Annotated in this window: 19 protein-coding genes and 2 pseudogenes; 12 read left to right on the top strand and 9 right to left on the bottom strand. The window is 70.3% G+C overall.

Annotated features, from left to right (window positions below):
• The first annotated feature begins 39 nt into the window (after window positions 1-39).
• The 6 genes and pseudogenes from ABZV38_RS01340 to ABZV38_RS01365 form a co-directional block, all read left to right on the top strand.
• Window positions 40-1,338 carry a M18 family aminopeptidase gene (locus ABZV38_RS01340; protein ID WP_356323273.1) on the top strand — a complete coding sequence of 433 codons (1,299 nt, stop codon included), beginning with the start codon at window positions 40-42 and terminating at the stop codon, window positions 1,336-1,338.
• A gap of 381 nt (window positions 1,339-1,719) precedes the next feature.
• Complete coding sequence (locus ABZV38_RS01345) at window positions 1,720-2,049, top strand: hypothetical protein (RefSeq protein ID WP_356323275.1); 330 nt, start codon at window positions 1,720-1,722, stop codon at window positions 2,047-2,049.
• On the top strand, window positions 2,046-2,762 hold the full coding sequence (locus ABZV38_RS01350) for an ABC transporter ATP-binding protein (RefSeq protein ID WP_356323277.1): 717 nt from the start codon (window positions 2,046-2,048) through the stop codon (window positions 2,760-2,762). Before ABZV38_RS01345 ends, ABZV38_RS01350 begins: the two co-directional genes overlap by 4 nt.
• Before the next feature lie 80 nt (window positions 2,763-2,842).
• Window positions 2,843-4,051 carry an ABC transporter permease gene (locus ABZV38_RS01355; RefSeq protein ID WP_356323470.1) on the top strand — a complete coding sequence of 403 codons (1,209 nt, stop codon included), beginning with the start codon at window positions 2,843-2,845 and terminating at the stop codon, window positions 4,049-4,051.
• Window positions 4,052-4,177: 126 nt separating this feature from the next.
• Complete coding sequence (locus ABZV38_RS01360; RefSeq protein ID WP_356323278.1) at window positions 4,178-4,399, top strand: DUF6458 family protein; 222 nt, start codon at window positions 4,178-4,180, stop codon at window positions 4,397-4,399.
• Between the two features lie 98 nt (window positions 4,400-4,497).
• Window positions 4,498-5,059 (top strand): annotated as a pseudogene (locus tag ABZV38_RS01365) (AfsR/SARP family transcriptional regulator); the annotation flags it as partial.
• Between the two features lie 47 nt (window positions 5,060-5,106).
• Here ABZV38_RS01365 and ABZV38_RS01370 read toward each other — a convergent pair.
• Window positions 5,107-6,924, bottom strand: coding sequence for an NHL domain-containing thioredoxin family protein (locus ABZV38_RS01370; RefSeq protein ID WP_356323280.1), 1,818 nt, complete (start codon window positions 6,922-6,924; stop codon window positions 5,107-5,109).
• Window positions 6,925-7,127: 203 nt separating this feature from the next.
• Window positions 7,128-7,928: a carbon-nitrogen family hydrolase gene (locus tag ABZV38_RS01375; RefSeq protein WP_356323282.1), complete on the bottom strand. Its 801-nt coding sequence runs from the start codon at window positions 7,926-7,928 to the stop codon at window positions 7,128-7,130.
• A gap of 183 nt (window positions 7,929-8,111) precedes the next feature.
• Between ABZV38_RS01375 and ABZV38_RS01380 the strand changes: the two genes are divergently transcribed.
• On the top strand, window positions 8,112-8,936 hold the full coding sequence (locus ABZV38_RS01380) for a maleylpyruvate isomerase family mycothiol-dependent enzyme (protein ID WP_356323284.1): 825 nt from the start codon (window positions 8,112-8,114) through the stop codon (window positions 8,934-8,936).
• A gap of 74 nt (window positions 8,937-9,010) precedes the next feature.
• Here ABZV38_RS01380 and ABZV38_RS01385 read toward each other — a convergent pair whose 3' ends face one another.
• Both ABZV38_RS01385 and ABZV38_RS01390 read right to left on the bottom strand, forming a co-directional pair.
• A complete protein-coding gene (locus tag ABZV38_RS01385) occupies window positions 9,011-10,321 on the bottom strand; it encodes an MFS transporter (RefSeq protein WP_356323286.1) in 1,311 nt (436 codons plus the stop codon).
• On the bottom strand, window positions 10,318-10,992 hold the full coding sequence (locus ABZV38_RS01390) for a GntR family transcriptional regulator (protein ID WP_356323288.1): 675 nt from the start codon (window positions 10,990-10,992) through the stop codon (window positions 10,318-10,320). The genes ABZV38_RS01385 and ABZV38_RS01390 overlap by 4 nt, the downstream gene beginning before the upstream one ends.
• A gap of 173 nt (window positions 10,993-11,165) precedes the next feature.
• Here ABZV38_RS01390 and ABZV38_RS01395 point away from each other — a divergent pair, with 173 nt between their 5' ends.
• Window positions 11,166-12,065 carry a D-alanyl-D-alanine carboxypeptidase gene (locus tag ABZV38_RS01395; protein ID WP_356323290.1) on the top strand — a complete coding sequence of 300 codons (900 nt, stop codon included), beginning with the start codon at window positions 11,166-11,168 and terminating at the stop codon, window positions 12,063-12,065.
• Between the two features lie 51 nt (window positions 12,066-12,116).
• Here ABZV38_RS01395 and ABZV38_RS01400 read toward each other — a convergent pair whose 3' ends face one another.
• Window positions 12,117-12,302 (bottom strand): DUF397 domain-containing protein, encoded by a 186-nt coding sequence (locus ABZV38_RS01400; RefSeq protein ID WP_356323293.1) that lies wholly within the window; start codon window positions 12,300-12,302, stop codon window positions 12,117-12,119.
• Between the two features lie 235 nt (window positions 12,303-12,537).
• On the opposite strand from ABZV38_RS01400, the pseudogene ABZV38_RS01405 reads away from it, so the two are divergent.
• A pseudogene (locus tag ABZV38_RS01405) lies at window positions 12,538-12,963 on the top strand (ATP-binding protein); the annotation flags it as partial.
• Here the strand turns inward: ABZV38_RS01405 and ABZV38_RS01410 are convergent.
• The 3 genes from ABZV38_RS01410 to pdhA are packed head-to-tail and all read right to left on the bottom strand — an operon-like array spanning window position 12,950 to window position 16,520.
• Window positions 12,950-14,377 carry a dihydrolipoamide acetyltransferase family protein gene (locus tag ABZV38_RS01410; RefSeq protein WP_356323295.1) on the bottom strand — a complete coding sequence of 476 codons (1,428 nt, stop codon included), beginning with the start codon at window positions 14,375-14,377 and terminating at the stop codon, window positions 12,950-12,952. The pseudogene ABZV38_RS01405 and the gene ABZV38_RS01410 overlap by 14 nt on opposite strands.
• Before the next feature lie 11 nt (window positions 14,378-14,388).
• Window positions 14,389-15,369, bottom strand: a complete 981-nt coding sequence (locus ABZV38_RS01415) for an alpha-ketoacid dehydrogenase subunit beta (protein ID WP_356323297.1) — start codon at window positions 15,367-15,369, stop codon at window positions 14,389-14,391.
• Window positions 15,370-15,371: 2 nt separating this feature from the next.
• Window positions 15,372-16,520 carry a pyruvate dehydrogenase (acetyl-transferring) E1 component subunit alpha gene (pdhA, locus tag ABZV38_RS01420; protein WP_356323299.1) on the bottom strand — a complete coding sequence of 383 codons (1,149 nt, stop codon included), beginning with the start codon at window positions 16,518-16,520 and terminating at the stop codon, window positions 15,372-15,374.
• Between the two features lie 338 nt (window positions 16,521-16,858).
• Between pdhA and ABZV38_RS01425 the strand changes: the two genes are divergently transcribed.
• From ABZV38_RS01425 to ABZV38_RS01435, 3 genes are all read left to right on the top strand, one after another.
• Window positions 16,859-17,518, top strand: a complete 660-nt coding sequence (locus ABZV38_RS01425) for a response regulator transcription factor (protein WP_356323301.1) — start codon at window positions 16,859-16,861, stop codon at window positions 17,516-17,518.
• A 148-nt stretch (window positions 17,519-17,666) separates the two neighbouring features.
• Window positions 17,667-18,119: a pyridoxamine 5'-phosphate oxidase family protein gene (locus tag ABZV38_RS01430; RefSeq protein WP_356323303.1), complete on the top strand. Its 453-nt coding sequence runs from the start codon at window positions 17,667-17,669 to the stop codon at window positions 18,117-18,119.
• Window positions 18,120-18,182: 63 nt separating this feature from the next.
• On the top strand, window positions 18,183-19,166 hold the full coding sequence (locus tag ABZV38_RS01435; protein ID WP_356323472.1) for a phosphotransferase: 984 nt from the start codon (window positions 18,183-18,185) through the stop codon (window positions 19,164-19,166).
• Window positions 19,167-19,178: 12 nt separating this feature from the next.
• On the opposite strand, the gene ABZV38_RS01440 is transcribed toward ABZV38_RS01435, so the two are convergent.
• The gene (locus tag ABZV38_RS01440; protein WP_356323305.1) at window positions 19,179-20,762 is read right to left on the bottom strand and encodes a protein kinase; all 1,584 of its coding nucleotides are present in this window, start codon (window positions 20,760-20,762) and stop codon (window positions 19,179-19,181) included.
• Window positions 20,763-20,855: the final 93 nt, after the last annotated feature.

Consider the following 20,855-nt stretch of genomic DNA (forward strand, 5'->3'; position numbering starts at 1 on the left):
GCGGATTCTTCCCGGCTCATCGTCGTTACAGTGAAGAACATGAGTTCTCCCCTCCGCTTCGACCGCGGTCACACCGACGACCTGATGGCCTTCCTCATGGCCGGCCCCTCCCCGTACCACGCCGTGGCCACCGCCGCGGCGCGGCTGGAGAAGGCCGGCTTCCGGCAGGTCGAGGAGACCGCGGCCTGGGACGCGTCCACCGGTGGGAAGTACGTGCTGCGCGGCGGGGCGATCGTCGCCTGGTACGTGCCGGAGGGCGCCGGGGCACACACCCCGTTCCGGATCACCGGGGCGCACACCGACTCGCCGAACCTCCGGGTGAAGCCGCTGCCCGACACGGGCTCGTACGGCTGGCGGCAGATCGCCGTCGAGGTGTACGGCGGCACGCTGCTCAACACCTGGCTGGACCGGGACCTCGGTCTCGCGGGCCGGATCAGCCTGCGCGACGGCACGCAGCGGCTGGTCAACATCGACCGGCCGCTGCTGCGCGTGCCTCAGCTGGCCGTGCATCTGGACCGGTCGGCCAACACCGACGGTCTCAAGCTCGACCGGCAGAAGCACATGCAGCCGGTCTGGGGGCTCGGGGACGTCGAGGAGGGCGGCCTGATCCGGTTCGTCGCCGAGGAAGCGGGCGTCGACGCCGAGGACGTGACCGGCTGGGACCTGATGCCGCACGCCGTGGAACCGCCGGCCTATCTGGGCCGGGACCGCGAGCTGCTGGCCGGGCCGCGGATGGACAACCTGCTCTCCGTGCATGCGGCGACGGCCGCGCTCGCCGCCGTCGCCGGACAGCCGGACGACGAGATTCCGTACATCCCGGTGCTGGCCGCGTTCGACCACGAGGAGAACGGCTCGCAGTCGGACACCGGCGCGGACGGACCGCTGCTCGGCACGGTGCTGGAGCGCTCGGTCTTCGCCCGCGGCGGCACGTACGAGGACCGCGCCCGGGCCTTCGCGGGGACCGTCTGTCTCTCCTCCGACACCGGTCACGCGATCCACCCCAACTACGGGGAGCGCCACGACCCGACGCACCACCCGGTGGCGAACGGCGGGCCGATCCTCAAGGTCAACGTCAACATGCGGTACGCGACGGACGGCAGCGGACGGGCCGTGTTCGCGGCGGCGTGCGAGAAGGCGGGCGTGCCGTGGCAGACGTTCGTCTCCAACAACTCGATGCCGTGCGGCACGACGATCGGCCCGATCACCGCGGCCCGGCACGGCATCCAGACCGTGGACATCGGCGTCGCGATCCTGTCGATGCACAGTGCGCGTGAGCTGTGCGGCGCGGACGACCCGTATCTGCTGGCGAACGCGCTGGCCGCCTTCCTGGCGGGCTGAGCAGGCCGGTTTCCGGGCCGGTCCGTTTCCGGGCCGGTCCGTTTCCGGGCCGGTCCGTTTCCGGGCCGGTCCGTTTCCGGGCCGGCCCCTTCCGTCGGGGCCTGCCCGTTCCGCGTCGGCCGGGCCGGTTCGGCCGTGGCCCCGAAGAATTTCCGGAAGTCTGTGTAACGCGCGCCGCGGGCTCGGGCGTCTTCCCTATGCAGGGAGTTCGCGGGGCCGACGGCTGAGGGGTGACGCAGGTGACCGGTGGGACGGACGGGTTCCAGGAGTTCGCCCGCGTCACCGGCCCGCATATGTTCCGTACCGCACTGCTGATGTGCGGGGACTGGCATCTCGCCCGACGCGCAGGCACCTGCCACAGGAGGCGGGTCCGGGTACCTCATGATGGTCAGGCCCGGCCGGAAACTCCCCGCGGAGCTGCCCGGGCAGGATGTACGGCTGACCGTGGAGTCCAGCGCGACCGAGGGCGAAGTCCTTGTCGTCCCGGTGAGCGCGGTGTCCGCCGGGGCCGACGGCAGGACGGTCGTCACGGTGGTCACCGGCAAGGGCCAGGAGAGCGAACGCCGCCGGGTGTCCGTACGCCCGGGAACCAACGGCGACGGCTTCGTCGAGGTCGCCCCGCTCTCCCCCGGCACCCTCCGCGAGGGCGACCGCGTCCTGACCGGGCTCAAAGAGCCGGATGGCAGCGGCGGCGAGGGGGCCACTTCATGACCGGTGTCGAGGGGGAGGCCGGCACCCCCGGCACCCCGGTGATCGATTTCCGCCAGGTCGCGCTCACTTACCCCGGCCCGCCCCCGGTGCACGCGTTCCGGCCCTGCGACCTCACCGTCCACCGGGGCGACTTCATGACGGTCGTCGGCCCGTCCGGGTCCGGCAAGTCCACGTTCCTCAACATCGTGGGACTGCTCGATGCCCCGACCGCCGGCACCTATCTGCTGGACGGAATCGAGACCGGGGCGCTCGGCGATGCCGACCCGACCGCGTTGCGCGGCCGGCGCATCGGCTTCGTCTTCCAGGCATTCCATCTGCTGCCGCACCGAAGCGCCCTGGAGAACGTGATCCTGGCGATGGTCTACTGCGGCGTCCCGCGCACCGAACGCCCCGACCGGGCCCGCGCCGCACTCCAGCGGGTCGGCCTCGGCCACCGGGTGCACGCGCTGCCCAGCCGGATGTCCGGCGGTGAGTGCCAGCGCGTCGCCATCGCTCGCGCCCTGGTGGCCCGGCCCTCCCTGCTGCTGTGCGACGAGCCGACCGGCAATCTCGACTCGGTCAACGCCGGCACCGTGCTCCGGCTGCTGGAGGAGCTGCACACCGAAGGCATGACGATCGTGCTGATCACCCATGACGCGGAGGTCGCCGCCCGCGGTCTGCGCACGGTCTCCATCCGCGACGGAGTGCTCCGCGAGCAGGTGACCGTCGCGTGAGTGACCGTCGCACGGGTGCCCGCCGCGTGGGCACCCCTCGCAGAAGTGCCCTTCGCAGGAAAGGCACCCGCACTCCCCGCATCACCCCTTCCTCCTTCTCTCCCCGCGACCTGCTCTCCGAAGCTCTCGCCGGAGTGCTCCAGCGGCCCGCCCGCTCGGTGCTCACCGCCCTCGGAACCGTTCTGGGGGTGGGCACCTTCGTCGCCGTACTCGGGCTGACGGCGACCGCCTCCTCGCAGATCGACTCCCGGTTCAGCCTGCTCACCGCGACCGAGGTGACCGTCGGGGACGTGGCCCGCGAGCAGGACGAGTTCGCCGGGCCGGCCTTCCCCGACGACGCGGGACCCCGCGTGGAGAAGCTCGGCGGCGTACGCCACGCGGGCGTGTTCTGGCCGGTACGTCCCACCAGCGGTAGCCCGGACGTCCGGTCCTCACCGGTCGGGGACTCCACCGGTCAGAAGATCGATGTGGTCGCCGCGTCACCCGGCGCCGTACAGGCGGCCGAACCGCGGCTCGCCCAGGGACGGCTGTACGACACGTACCACGCGGCCGACGGCCTGCAGGTTGCCGTCGTCAGCAGGGGAATCGCCGCCCGGCTCGGCATCAGCACCCTCGAGACGGCGCCCGCCGTGTTCATCGACGACCAGCCGTTCACCGTGATCGGCATCATCGATGATGTGCGGCGCAAGCCCGAGGTACTGATGTCCGTGGTCGTCCCGGACACGGCGGCCCGCAGACTGTGGGGTCCACCCACCGAGGGGGCGCAGATGCTGATCGCCACCGATGTGGGGGCCGCACGGCAGATCGCGTCGGAGGTGCCCACCGCGCTGCGCCCCGACCATCCGGAGTACCTCAAGGCCGTACCGCCGCCGGACCCCAGAGCCCTGCGGTCCTCGGTCACCTCCGACCTGGACCAGCTCTTTCTGCTGCTCGCAGCGATCTGTCTGGTCATCGGCGCGGTGGGAATCGCCAACACCACGCTCGTCGCGGTGCTGGAGCGGACCGGTGAGATCGGGCTGCGCCGGGCGCTCGGTGCGCGCGGGCGTCATGTCACGGCCCAGTTCCTCGCCGAGTCGGGTGCACTGGGCACCCTGGGCGGACTGGTCGGCACCAGCATCGGCACGATCGCCGTGGTGGCCGTGGCGGTGGTCCGCGACTGGACGCCGGTGGTGCACACCGCGACGGTCGCCGCCGCACCGGCCATCGGGCTGCTCACCGGTGTACTGGCCGGGATCTACCCGGCCTGGCGGGCCGCCCGCATCCAGCCGGTGGAGGCCCTCCGGCGCTGAGGGCAGGTGAACGCGCCGACACCGTTCCCGGCGGACTGATCCGCCTTCCACACATGGTTGTTGCCGGGCCGGGTACGCGATCCGTACACGGTCCGGAGCCTCCGGGCCGCCGAGGAGGCGTGACCCATGGGACTCGGAGGATTTATCATCCTCATCGCCGTCGGGGCGATACTCACCTTCGCCACCGACTGGAAGATGGACACCGTCAATGTCGACCTGGTCGGCTGGATCATGATGATCGTCGGCATCATCGGAGTCTTCGTCTACGCGAGCATCGCGCGGCGTCGCCGGCTGGTCGTACCGCCCAGCACCACGGTCGTGTCCGAGGACGAGCGCCGCGGCCTCTGAACCGAATTCCGGCCTCTTTACTGTTGCGGCGCAGCTCACAGCGGTTCGGCTGGGCCCCGGGCGGTAACCTCAGTTCTTTGCCCGGGGGAGGAGTGACAGTGGAGTTCCGCCTGCTCGGTGCGGTGTCCGTAGCGACCGAAACCGGCGATCTGCCACTCGGCCCCGCCAAGCGCCGCAGTCTGCTCGCCGCACTGCTCCTGCATCCCAACGCCCCCGTCCCATGGGCCACTTGATGGACGCCCTGTGGGACGACGGGCCGCCGGCCCATGCCCGCACGGTCGTACAGGGGCATGTCTCACGGCTGCGCGCCCTGCTCACCGGCAACCGTGCGGACGAATACGGGGTCGCCCTGGGCACCCACGGAAGGAGGCCCTGTCGCTGTGGCAGGGGCCCGCGCTCACCGGCGCGTTCCCCAGTCCACCGCTGCAGGCGGCTGCGCAGGCGATGGAGGAGTCGCGGCTGGCGACGGTCGAGCACACGGCGCGCGCGTACGCCACGCTGGGCGAACATCACCGGGCCGCCGCCGTGCTGAAGGCCCAGGCCGTCATGCATCCGATGCGGGAATCGCTGGCTGCTGCCCTGATGACGGCGCTGTACCGGGCGGGACGGCAGTCGGAGGCACTGGACTGGTTCCACCGCACACGGCGGCTTCTCGCGGATGTACGAGCTGCGCAACGGCGCGGACGACTTCTGAGCCCGTCGGCCCGTCAGGCCTGCTCGTCCATCCCGGCGAGCACCAGCGGCAGCCGCGGCGTCCCCTGTGCACTCACGCGGACGGGGACGCCCCAGTCCTGCTGGTGGACGTGACAGGCCGGGTACTCGTTCTCCGGGTCGTCGTCGCAGGACGCCGCCATCGCGGACACATGCAGGACGCCTTCCGTGACGCCGTCGGCCAGGACCAGATCGCGGAAGAGATCGGTGCCCGGGCCCGTGCCCTCTGCCAGCAGCTCGGGCGGGGTCGACGAGACCAGCAGCCGGGTCGAGGGACCGTACCGGGTGTCCAGCTTCTGGCCGGCGGGCGCCTGGAAGACCACGTCCAGCCGGAGCGTGCCAGGGGCGATCTCGGTGGCCGCGCGCCGGGTGCGGTGCGCCTGGTCGACGACGCGTACCGCTTCCTCGGGCAGCCGCAGCCGGGTCAGCCGGTGCCGGGCGGACTCGACGACGACGAGATCGCCGTCGACCAGCACGGCGTCGCTCGGCTCACGCAGATCCGTGGCCAGCGTGGTGACCTCTCCGGTGGCGGGGTCGTAACGGCGCAGGGCGTGGTTGTACGTGTCGCTGACGGCGACGGACCCGTCGGGCAGCGCGGTGACGCCCAGCGGGTGCTGGAAGAGCGCCTGGCCGGCGGCGCCGTCGCGGTGACCGAAGTCGAAAAGGCCGGTGCCGACGGCCGTGTGCACGGTCCCGTCCCGGTCCACGTACCGCAGCGCGGACGTCTCCGAGTCGGCCACCCAGAGCCGGTCGCCGTCGACGGAGGCGGCGAGCCCGGACGGCTGCGCGAACCAGGCCTCGTCGGCCGGACCGTCGACCAGTCCCTCGTTGGTCGTGCCCGCGGCGACCTGTACGGCTGTGGACTCGGGGTCGTACGACCACAGCTGGTGGACACCCGCCATGGCGATCCACAGCCGGTCGGCGAACCAGGCGACGTCCCACGGGGAGGAGAGATCCACCTCGCGCGCCGGGCCGGACGTCGGGGAGCCCTGCCACCACTGGCGGCCGGTGCCCGCAAGGGTCGTCGTCACCCCGGTGGTGAGATCGAGGGCGCGGATGGCGTGGTTGACGGTGTCGGCGACGGCAATCCGGCCGTCGGGCAGCACGGCGAGCCCCTGCGGCTCACTGAACCGGACCTCGTCGGGCCCGCCGTCCGCCAGCCCGCGGTCCCCCGTGCCGAAGTGACGGCGGACCGTTTCGCCGTCACGGTCGATCTCGACGAGGCGGTGCCGGGTGGTGTCGGAGACCAGGAAGCCGCCGTCCGGCAGCAGCAGGGCCTTGCCGGGGAAGCGCAGATGTGTGGCAACGGGCTCGGGCGCCACATACGGGCCGTCGCCGCGGCGCAGCGTGCCCTTCGCGGCGTGCTCGGCCTCCAGCTCCTCGACGAGCTTCTCGATGGCGTGCGCATGGCCCTCGCCGGCGTGCTGGGCGACGACATAGCCCTCGGGGTCGATGACAACGAGCGTCGGCCAGGCGCGTACGGCGTACTGCTTCCAGGTGGCGAGCTCGGGGTCGTCGAGGACGGGGTGATGGACCTCGTACCGCTCGACGGCATCGACGACTGCCTGGTGTTCGGCCTCGTGGACGAACTTCGGGGAATGCACACCGATGATCACCACGGTGTCGCGGTGCTTCTCCTCCAGCTCGCGGAGCTCATCGAGGACATGCAGACAGTTCACACAGCAGAACGTCCAAAAATCCAGAATGACGATGCGTCCCCGCAGGTCAGCGAGGGTGTATTGCTGGTCGCCGGTATTGAGCCAGCCGCCCTTGCCGACCAGCTCGGGGGCCCTGACGCGCGCACGTGTTGCCATGTGAACAGTCAACATCACCGTGGTGCGTCCGCATTCCGGAGGGTCCCAGGCATGGTGGAGGTCCCCCGCGTCCCAGGGAGTCTCACCTGTTCCGGGGGCCACCGGGGGGCCTGTCAGCCATGAGCACGACGGCTGACCGGGATGTTTCACGTGAAACCGGGTCCCGCCCCGACGGTGGCGCGAAGCCCGGTCCGACGGATGCGTCAGCGGCCGCTCGACGGCGGGGCGAGGCCCAGCCGCCGGTCCTTGAGCGCCGGGAACTGTTCCCGCGTGGCGGCGACCTTCGCCGGGTCGAACTCCACGGTGAGCACCTCCTCGCCCGCGCCCGCCTCGGCGAGCACCTCGCCCCACGGGTCGACGGCCATGCTGTGACCGGCCTGCTCGACCCCGGCGTGGGTGCCCGCTGTACCGACGGCGAGGACGTACGCCTGGTTCTCGACGGCGCGCGCCTGGGCCAGCAGCGTCCAGTGGGCGCGGCGTCGCTCCGGCCAGCCCGCCGGGACGACGAGCGTCTGCGCGCCGGCATCGACGAGACCGCGGAACAGCTCGGGGAAGCGCAGGTCGTAGCAGGTGGCGAGGCCCAGCGTGGTCTGCGGCAGGGCCACTGTCACAAGGTCCTCGCCGGCGCCCATCATCACCGCTTCGCCCTTGTCGAAGCCGAAGCGGTGGATCTTGCGGTACGCGGCGGCCCGCTCACCCTCGGGGGTGAATACCAGCGAGGTGTTGTAGAGCGTGCCGTCGTCGGCGCGCTCCACGAAGGAGCCGGCATGCAGCCAGACTCGGGCGTCGGCCGCAGCCTTCGCCATCAGGTCGTGGGTCGGCCCGCGGAGTGGTTCGGCCTCGTCGGCGAAGGCGGTGTACGCGAACGCGCCGACCGGCCAGAGTTCGGGAAGGACCACCAGATCGGCGCCGCGCTGGTCCGCGACCAACGAAGCCACACGATCCCTGCGGGAATTGACGGATTCGTCCGGGTCTACTGCGATCTGGATGAGGGAGGCGCGCACACTACCACCGTCCTGGCATTCGAGCCGTCAACACAGGCCTACGATCGTCACACGAAAGCACTGCCGGGGTGCCTGCTCGCAGCGTAACTTAGCGACCGAACCTCCCACGCAGCCCGCAGCCGCCGCCCGCAGACCGCGCCCAGCAGTCCAGCCCATGCACCGCAGAACCGCACGAGGGGTCCCGTGACCGTCCATCCCAGCCTCCAGACCTACGCCGATGCCTGGACCCACTCCGTCGAGTCGATAGCCGAGCTGGTGAAGCCGCTCGCCGAGGGGGAGTGGAACCGCCGTACACCGTGCCCCGGTTGGTCGGTGCGCGACATCGTCTCGCACATCATCGGCATGGAGTGCGAGCAGCTCGGCGATCCGCGGCCGATCCACACGCTGCCGCGCGATCTGTACCACGTACAGAACGACTTCACCCGCTACATGGAGATGCAGGTCGATGTGCGGCGCCACCACACCGCACCCGAGATGACCTCCGAGCTGGAGTACACGATCATCCGCCGCTCCCGCCAGCTGCGGAACGAGTCGCGTGACCCCGAGACCATGACCCGCGCGCCGCTCGGCACCGAGCAGACCCTGGAACTGGCTCTGCGGATGCGGGCCTTCGACGTCTGGGTGCACGAGCAGGATCTGCGGATGACGCTGGGCCTCCCCGGCAACCTGGACTCCCCCGGAGCCGCCATCACCCGCGACGCGCTGCTCGCCGCGCTGCCGAAGGTGGTCGCCAAGGATGCGGGCGCGCCGCCCAACTCGGCGGTCGTGCTCGATGTGCACGGGCCCGTGGAGTTCCTGCGCACGATCAGGGTCGACGCGGACGGCCGTGGTTCGGTGGACGGTTCGCCGTCGCTGGGGCCCGCGGTGACGCTGGCGATGGACTGGGAGACCTTCGTCCGGCTGGCCTGCGGGCGGGTTCGCCCGCAGGCGGTCGCGGACCGGATCAAGGTCGAGGGCGACCAGGAGCTGGCAACGGCGATCCTGCAGAACTTCGCCGTGACGCCGTAACAGGCACGGTCGGCGGCGCCCGTCTTTCGTGAAGTGAAGAGACGGGCGCGCCGCCGAGCCGGCAGGAACAGGGCTCACGCGGGTACGTGCACGGCCTCCACACGGCTGATCACATGGTGGTTCCGCTCCCGGAGCGTGGCGCGGGCGTGCAGCCGCAGAATCTGTACGACCCCGAGCGCCTCCAGCACGAAGACGGAGGCGAAGGCGATGCGGTAGTTGTCGCCCGTCGCGTCGAGCAGTACACCGACGGCGAACAGAGTGGTCATCGAGGCGGTGAAGCCGCCCATGTTGACGATCCCCGACGCGGTGCCCTGCCGCTCAGGCGGGTTGGCCGGGCGCGCGAAGTCGAAGCCGATCATCGAGGCGGGACCGCAGGCGCCGAGCACCACACAGAGCGTGATCAGCATCCACATCGGCACGTGCTCGCCCGGGTAGAAGATGGCCGACGCCCACAGGACGGCGGTCACCGCGACCGTGCCGAGGGCCAGCGGGGCGCGCGCGGCGTGGTGGCGGGCGATGACCTGCCCGTAGACGAGGCCGACGGCCATGTTGGAGAGCACCACCAGGGTGAGCAGCTCACCGGCAGTGGACCGGTTCAGTCCCTGCGCCTCCACCAGGAACGGCATCCCCCACAGCAGCAGGAACACCATGGCCGGGAACTGCGTGGTGAAGTGCACCCACATCCCGAGCCGGGTGCCGGGCTCCCGCCACGAGGCGGCGATCTGCTTGCGTACGTATGCCGCGCCCGCGTGCTCGGCGGGCGGCGGCTCGTGCCCCTCCGGGTGGTCCTTCAGGAAGAGGAGCACCAGCACCAGCACCACGAGCCCGGCGACCGCGCTGCCGGCGAACGTGGCGGTCCAGCCGAAGCCGTGCAGGGCACGGGCGATGAAGAGCGTCGAGATAAGGTTGCCCGCCATACCGAAGAGCGCGGCGATCTGGCCGATCAGCGGCCCGCGCCGGGCCGGGAACCAGCGGGCACCGAGCCGCAGCACACTGATGAATGTCATCGCGTCGCCGCAGCCGAGCAGCGCCCGGGAGGCCAGCGCCGTGCCGTACGACGGGGAGAGCGCGAAGCCGAGCTGCCCGACGGTGAACAGGACGGCCCCGATGGTGAGCACCTTCTTGGTGCCGAGCCGGTCGACCATCAGGCCGACAGGTATCTGCATGCCCGCGTAGGCGAGCAGTTGAAGGATGGAGAACGTCGACAGGGCGGAGGCGTTGACGCCGAACCGGTCGGCGGCGTCCAGGCCGGCGACCCCGAGGCTCGTACGGAAGATGATCGCGACGAAGTAGACGGCGACACCGATGCCCCAGACCCGGGCGGCACGCCGGCCGCCGGGCGGATCACCGGGCAGGGACAGGGTGGGAGCGGCGGCAGAACTCACCGGTCCTCACCCCGGACCAGCACCTTGACCCGGCTGACATGGCGCCGTACGACCTGCGCGGCACCGTCCGCGTCACCGGCCCTGATCGCGTCCAGCAGCTCGCCGTGCTCGGTGATGTTGGCGGCGATCCTGCCGGGGTGCGCCTCCATCACGGCGACACCCATCCGCAGTTGCCGGTCGCGCAGCTGGTCGTAGAGGCGCGACAGGATCTCGTTGCCCGCGTTGCGCACGATCTCGGCGTGGAAGCAGCGGTCCGCGACCGACACGGCTGCGAGATCCCCGGCAGCCACCTGCTGCCGCTGCTCGTCGAGCAGCTCCTCCAGCCGGGCGATCAGCTTTGCCGAGGCGGGCACGGCCTTGCGGGCGGCGAACTCCTCGACCAGCAGCCGGGTCTCCACCACGTCCGCGATCTCCTGTGCGGAGACGGCGAGCACCAGGGCCCCCTTCTTCGGGTAGAGCTTGATCAGCCCTTCGACCTCCAGCCGCAGCAGCGCCTCGCGCACCGGTGTACGGGAGACGCCGACGGCCTCCGCGAGATCCCCTTCGGTGAGCAGCGTCCCGCCCTCGTACCGGCGGTCGAGAACCGCCTGCTTGATGTGGGTGTAGACGCGCTCGGCGGCGGGCGGCCGCTTGGCGGTCGGGTGTGTCACGACAGGGGGTGCGGCAGGCATGCACACAGCATAGATACAACATGCGTGCATGCCGGGACGCTGTCCGGGATCCGGACGGTAAAGCCCCGGAAATTACCCCGGGAATCCGCACATCCATCCGCTCGCCTCATAAGTCTCACCACCGAGCGGCACCCTCATGTGGCCGCATTCCAGGGGCATTTGGAGCGTTCAAGTTGAAAATCGGCATTAAGGGCAAACACCGCATTTCCGCCACTGCCGCTGTGGCCCTCACCGCAGGTGCTGTCATCGCGGGCAGCGCGTTCGCCTCCACGGCACAGGCCGCCACACTGCCGACGCCCACGATCGTCGCCGCGGGCGGCTACGTGATGAACAACGGCACGGGGACGACCCTCTTCACCAAGGCCGCGGACACCCGTCGCTCGACCGGCTCCACCACCAAGATCATGACCGCCAAGGTGGTCCTGTCGCAGACGAATCTCAACCTGGATTCCAAGGTCACGATCCAGCAGGCGTACAGCGACTACATCGTCGCCAAGAACGCCTCCTCGGCCCGTCTGATCGTGGGTGACAAGGTCACCGTCCGCCAGCTCCTCTACGGTCTGATGCTGCCGTCCGGCTGCGACGCCGCGTACGCGCTGGCCGACAAGTTCGGCTCCGGCACCACCCGCGCGGCCCGCGTGAAGTCGTTCATCGGCAAGATGAACAGCGCCGCCACAGCCCTCGGCCTGAAGAACACGCACTTCGACTCGTTCGACGGCATAGGGAATGGCTCGAACTACTCGACGCCGCGCGACCTGACGAAGATCGCCAGCAGTGCGATGAAGAGCACCACGTTCCGCACGGTCGTGAAGACACAGTCGACGACGCAGAAGGTCACCACGAAGAGCGGTGGCTACCGCTACATGTCGTGGACCAACACCAACAAGCTGCTCGGCAGCTACAGCGGCGCGATCGGCGTGAAGACCGGTTCCGGCCCGGAGGCCAAGTACTGCCTGGTCTTCGCCGCGACCCGCAACAGCAAGACGGTCATCGGCACCGTCCTCGCCTCCACCTCCGAGACGAACCGGACGGCGGACGCGAAGAAGCTCATGGACTACGGCTTCAGCAAGTAGTCCTGCGGTACGGAGGAGGGGCCCTGCGTTGCGGGGCCCCTCTTGCTGTACCTACGGCCGGCGCAGGTCGGCCTGGAAGGCGTCCCACGCGGTGGGGGCGATGATCAGGACGGGGCCGGTGGGGCGCTTGGAGTCGCGGACGGCGACGGTGTCGGGGATGTTGCGAGCAACCTCGACGCACTCTTGTCCGGCATTGCCGCCGCTGTAGGTGGACTTGACGAACCTGAATGCGGGCACGCGGGCTACAGCTCCTTGGGGATTCCGTCGATCAGTCTGACCGTGTTGCGCTGCGCAGCCCCAACCGTGTGATGCCAGAGAGTCGTCGAGGTGGTATCCATGTGGACCACCTCGAGCGCCCCGGCTCCGCAAACGAAACGATGGTGAAAGCGCTGGTCATGCCAGGGTGGGCACCCGCGAGATAGGGCAGAACCTGTAGCTCCGGCTCGACTACACCCCCCACGCCCGCAGCGTCACCCTCTGCCGTCACCGCGCCGCCCGGCTCGTCGCGCAGTGGGACCACTCCGAGCGGGCCGGCGACGCGGCCCTCCTGGTCAGCGAGTTGGCCACCAACGCGCTCCTGCACGGCTGTCTGCGTGACCGACTCTTCCGGGTCCACCTGATCCTCACGGCCGCCGCCCTCCGTATCGAGGTGAGCGATCCGCGCGGCGAACGGCTGCCCGGCCACCGCGTGGCCACCGCCAACGAGAGTTACGGACGCGGGCTGCTGATCGTCGCCCAACTCGCCCACCACTGGGGCGTCGAACCCCGCACGGTCGGCAAGACCGTCTTCGCCGAACTCGCCCTGGCGCCACCGTCCGGGCAGACGACGGTGGGCCTACGCGTCGAGACGCGCAGGCCCACCGGTGGTGCGGGATCGAAGGCCGTCAGGCCCAGGTGATCAGCCGCTTGGGCTGTTCCAGGATCGCTGCGACATCGGCGAGCACCCTCGAGCCGAGCTCGCCGTCGACCAGCCGGTGGTCGAACGACAGCGCCAGTGTGGTGACCTGGCGGGGCTTCACCTTGCCCTTGTGGACCCACGGCTGCAGCTTGATCGCACCGACCGCGAGGATCGCGGACTCTCCCGGGTTCAGGATCGGCGTACCCGTGTCGACGCCGAAGACGCCGACGTTGGTGATCGTCACCGTGCCGCCGGCCATGGCGGCGGGGGACGTCTTGCCCTCGCGTGCCGTGGCGACCAGTTCGCCCAGTGCCGCGGCGAGCTGGGGCAGGGTCTTGTCGTGCGCGTCCTTGATGTTCGGCACGATCAGACCGCGCGGGGTGGCAGCCGCGATGCCCAGGTTCACATAGTGCTTCTGCACGATCTCCTGGTTGGCCTCGTCCCAGGCAGCGTTGACCTCCGGGTTCCGCTTGATCGCGACCAGGAGCGCCTTGGCGATGATCAGGAGCGGGTTGACCCGGACCCCCGCCATGTCCTTGTCTTCCTTGAGCTCCGCCACGAGCTTCATCGTGCGCGTGACGTCGACCGTCACGAACTCGGTGACATGCGGCGCCGTGAACGCACTGCCGACCATCGCCTGCGCGATGGCCTTCCGTACACCCTTGACCGGGATACGGGTCTCCCGGGCGCCCGGGACGGGGGCTGCGGCAACGGGCACCGCAACGACCTCGGGTGCCGCGGCCGGCGCGGTGGGTACGGATGCCTGCGCCGGTGCGGGCGTGGCCGCCGCGTGCACGTCCTCGCGGGTGATGATCCCGCCCGGACCGGTCGGGGTGACCGTCGCCAGATCGATGCCCAGGTCCTTCGCCAGCTTGCGCACCGGCGGCTTGGCGAGCGGGCGGCTCTCCGGGACGACGGTGGCTGCGGGGGTGGGGGCAACGGTCGTGCCGCCGTTCAGCTCGCCCTGGATCGCGGCAGCGGCGGCAGCCGGCGGCTCGGTGCCCTTGCGGGCGCGCCGCTTGGTGGAGGACTCGGCCACGCCGTAGCCCACCAGCACGGGCTGGCGGGCCTTCGGTGCCTCCGGTTCCGCAGCCGGTTCCGGTTCGGCCACGGCCGGAGCCGTGGGCTCCGCCGCTTCGCCGCTGCCCGGCGCCACGTCCACCGCGATGATCACCTGGCCGACATCGACGGTCGTGCCCTCGGGGAAGCGCAGCTCGTGCACCACCCCGTCGAACGGGATCGGCAGCTCCACGGCCGCCTTCGCGGTCTCGACCTCGCACACGACCTGGCCGTCGGTGACGGTGTCGCCCGGCTGGACGTACCACTTGAGGATCTCGGCCTCGGTCAGTCCCTCGCCCACATCGGGCATCTTGAACTCACGGAAGCGAGCAGACGTTTCGGTCATCGTCGTCACGAACCTTCTCCTCAGTACGCCAGCGAGCGGTCGACGGCGTCGAGCACGCGGTCCAGGCCCGGCAGGTACTCGTCCTCGAGGCGCGCCGGCGGATACGGGGCGTGGTAGCCACCGACCCGGAGCACCGGTGCTTCGAGATGGTAGAAGCAGCGCTCCGTGATGCGGGCCGCGATCTCGGCACCGGAGCCGTAGAACACCGGCGCCTCGTGGACCACGACCAGTCGGCCGGTCTTCTCGACCGACGCCTGGACGGCGTCGAAGTCGATCGGGGACATCGACCGCAGGTCCAGGACCTCGATCGACTTGCCCTCCTCCTCGGCGGCCGCGGCCGCTTCGAGGCAGACCTTCACCATCGGACCGTACGCGACGAGGGTGAGGTCCGAGCCCTCCCGTACTGTCGCGGCCTTGTGCAGCGGTCCGGGGATGAGGTCGGTCTCGACGTCACCCTTGTCCCAGTAGCGCCGCTTCGGCTCGAAGAAGATGATCGGGTCGTCGCTCTGAACGGCCTGCTGCATCATCCAGTAGGCGTCCGAGGCATTGGACGGCGAGACCACCTTCAGCCCCGCGACATGCGCGAACAGGGCCTCGGGCGACTCGCTGTGGTGCTCGACGGCGCCGATGCCGCCGCCGTACGGGATCCGGACGACGACCGGCAGCTTGATCTTGCCGAGCGCGCGGGCGTGCATCTTCGCGAGCTGCGTGACGATCTGGTCGTACGCCGGGAAGACGAAGCCGTCGAACTGGATCTCCACGATCGGCCGGTAGCCGCGCAGGGCCAGCCCGATCGCCGTGCCGACGATGCCGGACTCGGCGAGCGGGGTGTCGATGACCCGGTCCTCGCCGAAGTCCTTCTGGAGCCCGTCGGTGATCCGGAAGACCCCGCCCAGCTTGCCGACGTCCTCACCCATGATCAGGACCTTGGGGTCGGTGTCGAGGGCCTTGCGCAGCGACTCGTTGAGCGCCTTCGCGAGGGACATCTTCTGGGTGGCCATGACTAGTTGCCCTCCTCGGCGAACGAAGCCTGGTAGGCGGCGAACTGGGCGCGCTCCTCGTCGACGAGCGGGTTCCCGTCGGCGTAGGCGTGGTCGAAGATCGCCATCCGGTCCGGGTCGGGCATGGCCCGTACCGCTTCGCGGACCCGCTTGCCGAGGGCTTCGCTCTCCTCGTCCAGCGCGGTGAAGAACGCCTCGTCGGCGAGCTCCTGCTTCTCCAGGTACGTGCGCAGCCGCAGGATCGGGTCCTTGGCCTCCCAGGAGACGCGCTCCTCGTCCGCCCGGTACTTCGTCGGGTCGTCGGAGGTGGTGTGTGCGCCCATCCGGTAGGTGAACGCCTCGACGAGGGTGGGGCCCTCGCCCCGGCGGGCCCGCTCCAGCGCCGACCTGGTGACGGCCAGGCAGGCGAGTACGTCGTTGCCGTCGACCCGGACGCCGGGGAAGCCGAAGCCCTGTGCGCGCTGGTAGAGCGGCACACGGGTCTGCTTCTCGGTCGGCTCGGAGATCGCCCACTGGTTGTTCTGGCAGAAGAACACCACGGGCGCGTTGTAGACCGCGGAGAAGGTGAACGCCTCGGCCACGTCGCCCTGGCTGGAGGCGCCGTCACCGAAGTACGCGATCACGGCCGAGTCCGCGCCGTCCTTGGCGACGCCCATGGCGTAGCCGGTGGCGTGCAGGGTCTGCGAGCCGATGACGATCGTGTACAGGTGGAAATTGTTGGTGTTCGGGTCCCAGCCGCCGTGGTTCACACCGCGGAACATCCCGAGCAGATTGGTCGGGTCGACCCCGCGGCACCAGGCGACGCCGTGCTCACGGTAGGTCGGGAAGACATAGTCGTCGTCGCGCAGCGCCCGGCCGGAGCCGATCTGGGCGGCCTCCTGGCCGAGCAGCGAGGCCCACAGGCCCAGCTCGCCCTGACGCTGCAGCGCGGTGGCCTCGGCGTCGAAGCGCCGGGTCAGGACCATGTCCCGGTACAGACCGCGCAGCTCGTCCGCGGTCAGGTCGATGGCGTAGTCCGGGTGCTCCACCCGCTCGCCCTCGGGCGTCAGCAGCTGTACGAGCTCGGGCTCGGAACTCTGTGGCGTCCTCGCGGCGCTGGTCCGCTTGCTGCTGCGTCGCGGTTTGCGCGCGGCAGTGCTCTCCACGGTCACGTGCGTGCTCCTCCGTCGGTCCGGCCCCCGGGGTCTGCCGGGAGACCAGTGCGGCTCGCCTGTGTCCGTACCCGTGCACGGGGTGGGTGCCGCTCGGCCGGGAACAGGCGTGACAGGTGCCCCGGCGAGCGTCCTGTCAAGGGCACGTTACCCAGTGCGTCGCACAACTGCGAAACCCTATCTGACCTGCGATTTTGCTTGGATTTCCAAGTAAATCGAAAAAGTCGGGAACTTTCGCTGGTCACAGCACTGGGAACAGCCTTGCAGGCCGCCGGAACAACGGCACGTTATCCCGCCGTTCAGCGGCAGGGAAGAGGGGAGTGTGTGAGACTGCATTTGTGCATGAAGAAGGAAAAATCACTGTATTTCTGCTGGACGATCACGAGGTCGTCCGCCGCGGAGTGCATGAATTGCTCGCGGTCGAGGACGACATCGAGGTCGTCGGCGAGGCGGGCACGGCAGCGGACGCGCTGATCCGCATCCCCGCCACCCGGCCCGATGTGGCGGTGCTCGACGTGCGGCTGCCGGATGGCAGCGGGGTGGAGGTCTGCCGGGAGATCCGCTCCAAGGACGAGACCATCAACTGCCTGATGCTGACCTCGTACGCCGACGACGAGGCCCTCTTCGACGCGATCATGGCGGGTGCGTCGGGATACGTACTGAAGGCGATCCGCGGCAATGAGCTGCTGGCCGCGGTACGGGACGTGGCGGCCGGAAAGTCGCTGCTCGACCCCGTCGCGACCGCGCGCGTGCTGGAGCGGCTGCGCGAGGGCAAGGAGGCCCGGGGCGACGACAAGCTGTCCGCCCTCACCGACCAGGAACACCGCATCCTCGATCTGATCGGGGAGGGTCTGACGAACCGGGTGATCGGCGAACGGCTGCATCTCGCCGAGAAGACGATCAAGAATTATGTCTCCAGCCTGCTGTCCAAGCTGGGCATGGAGCGACGCTCGCAGGCCGCCGCCTATGTGGCGCGGCTGCAGGCGGAGCGGCGCTGAGCCGCACGGGCGGGACTCCACGGGGGGTTTTGCGGGGTTCGGGACCTTGGTCCCGGATCACCGGGGGCTGCGGCCTCTTTCTGCACCCGTCGCCGTACCGGAAAGTGGACCCATGCCCTCTGCGGAACCCCGAGCGACGGAACCCCACGTGACGAGAGTCCGAGCGATCGAGCTGATCGGCCGGGTGCCGTACGGCCGGCTGGCGACCACCCGCCGGGCTCTCCCGTTCCTGGCGGTGGCTCGCCATCTCGTGATCGACGGGCGGGTGATCCTGCGGATGCACAGCGGTCTCGGTCACCACGAGTCGTGCCACGGCACCGTCGTCGCGTACGGGGTGGACAACTTCGACGCGGCGGCCACCGGCGAGAACGAGGGCAGCGAGGAGGGCGGCGGGGGCAGCGGCGCTCTGTGGTCGGTGCAGTTCACCGGGCCTGCCGAGGTCGTGCGCCCCACGGCGGAACAGCGCACGCGCTTCGGTGCGGCGCCACTGCAGGTCAACGGCGAAGCCTTCGAGCCTGTCTACCTCTGCCTCGACCCGCACGTCGTCACCATGCACACCCTGGACTTTCACGCAAGTCAGCCGAGCCGCCACACAGCGTGATCTAACATTTGGTGAGTGCCGCGCTCATCTGTAACCCTCCCGCCTGTTCCACCGGTCGGCGAGGTGCTGCGCCGCTATCCGAACGCCGGTGAGCCCCTCACCTGCAAGCCCCTCACCCTGGGCCTCCTCAACCACGGCTACCGCGTCTCCACCACCCGCGGCTCGTACTTCCTCAAGCACCACCTCGACGACTCCACCGGCGACCGCGCGACGATCGTCCGCCAGCACCGGGCCACCCAGCGGCTGCAGTCGCTGGGGGTGCCCGTCGCTCCGCCCGTCGAGGACACGGAGGGCGACACGGTCACGGAGATCGGCGGCCGGTGCTACGCCCTGCACCCCTGGGTCGACGGACTGCACCGGGTCGGCGCCCAGCTGACCACCGCCCAGTCGCAGCGGCTCGGGGCGCTCCTCGGAGCCGTACACACCGGGCTCGCGCAGGTGATGGAGCGGGGGGTGGACCAGGCGCGCGGGCATGCCGGCCCCGACGCCGCCGACACCTTCGCGCTGATCGAGGATCTGCTGGCCGCGGCGCGCGGCCGGCGCCCCCGGGACGCCTTCGACGAGCTGGCCGAACACCGCCTCGTCGAGCGGCGTGCCCTGCTGGAGCAGTACGCCGACCGGCGGCCGCCCGCCCCCGACATCCCGGCGACCGGCTGGGTGCACGGCGACTTCCACCCGCTGAACGTGCTGTACCGGGACGCGGACCCGGTGGCGATCATCGACTGGGACAGGCTGGGAGTGCAGCCGCGCGCCGAGGAGGCGGTAAGGGCCGCGGCGATCTTCTTCGTGCAGCCGACCGGGAAGCTGGAACTGGAGAAGGTGCGGGCGTACGCGCGGGCCTACCGGCGGGCGGCCGGGGCGGGCGCCGCCGAACTAGCCGCCGCGGTGCACCGGGTGTGGTGGGAGCGGCTCAACGACTTCTGGATATTGCACTGGCGGTACCGCCTGCACGACCGAAGGGCCGACCCGCAGTTTCCTGCGGTGTCGGCCCTGGCGGTCTGGTGGACGCGGGAGTACGAGACGGTGCGCGAGGCCTTCACGGAGTGAGGGCCCAGGCTGTCAGGGGGTGGTGCCCGCGGCGGTGCCGCCGTCTGCGCTGGTACCGGCCGGGTCACCACCGGTGCCGCCGGCGGCGGTGGTACCGGCCGGGTCACCACCGGTGCCGCCGACAGTGGCCTCGGTCGGGTCACCGCCCGGGGTCGTCCCACCGTCCGTACTCGTGCCACCGTCGGTTTCGCCGGTGTCCGGCGGGGTGGCCGAGTCGGACGGGGTCTGGGACGGCTTACTGGGCGTGGTGGACGGGGTGGTGGACGGCCGCCAGCTCGGCTGCTGCTCACCACCGGTGGTGTCGTCCTGCGGCGGGACCACATCCGTCTCCTCGTCGCTGGGCGCCTCCGAACTCTTCGTCGGGGCCGGGGAGCTGGAGGTCGTGGTCGGCGTCTTCCGGTGTTTGTCGCCGTTGTTCGCCGCGTTGACCGCGATGGCGACACCGGCCCCGATCGCGATCAGCGCGAGGACGATGAACAGCCAGAGCTTGCCGCGGCCGCCACCGCCCCCGTGACCGCCGTCGTATCCGCCGTCGTCCGGGTTCCTCGGCGGCAGGATCGGGCCCTGCGAGGTGTCCCCGTGCTGCGGGTGCCCCATCGCCATCGTGCCGCCCGCCATGCCCATGGCGGGGGTGTGGCCGGCCTCGTGCATGGTGACCGGGCCCGTGTTCCAGGTGCCCGTGTGACCGCCCTGCACCTGAAGCATCTGCAGGCTGTACTGGACCAGCCCGCGCATCTCCTCGGCGCTCTGGAACCGGTCGTCCGGGTCCTTCGCGAGCGAACGCATGACGAGCCCGTCCAGCTCCGGCGGCACCCCGCCCGAGACCTCGGACGGCGGGACCGGGATGTCCTGGACGTGCTGGTAGACGACGGAGAGCGGCGTCTCACCCGTGAACGGGGGCCGCAGCGCGAGGAGTTCGTACAGCAGACAGCCGGTGGCGTACAGATCGGAGCGGTGGTCGACGGCCTTGCCGAGTGCCTGCTCGGGGGAGAGGTACTGCGGCGTGCCCATGACCATGCCGGTCTGAGTCATGGTCGACTGCGCACCGTGCAGCGCACGGGCGATGCCGAAGTCCATCACCTTGACCGCACCGGAGTGCGTGATGATCACGTTCGCCGGCTTGATGTCACGGTGCACGATGCCGTGCTGATGCGAGTAGGCGAGGGCCTCCAGCACCCCCGAGACGATGATCAGCGCCTGCTCGGGCGGCGGGGCCTCGGCATTGAGCAGCAGATCACGGATGGTGCGGCCCTCGACGAGCTCCATCACGATGTACGGGACGGTCCGGCCGCCCACGACGTCCTCGCCGGAGTCGTACACCGCGACGATCGCGTGGTGGTTGAGGCCCGCGACCGACTGTGCCTCACGCGTGAACCGGGCCTTGGAGACCGGGTCCTCGGCAAGATCGGAACGGAGGAGCTTCACTGCGACCGTACGTCCGAGCCGGACGTCCTCGGCCGCGAAGACCTCGGCCATGCCGCCCCGGCCGAGCCGGTGCGTCATCCGATAACGTCCGTCACCGACCACACCGCCGATGCCCCAGGAGTCGGCCGCATCCGAAACTCCGCCGCCGTTTGCTTCGGGTTCGGGTGCCATCAGTCCTCGCCGTCGTATCTGTCCGCGCGTCCGCGGGTTCTCACGGTGTCTTGCATGCCTTGCTGCATTGCCACGTCACGCTACAGCCTCTGC

Origin of the sequence: Streptomyces sp. NPDC005181 (assembly GCF_040608395.1) — a bacterium.
Taxonomy (GTDB): domain Bacteria; phylum Actinomycetota; class Actinomycetes; order Streptomycetales; family Streptomycetaceae; genus Streptomyces.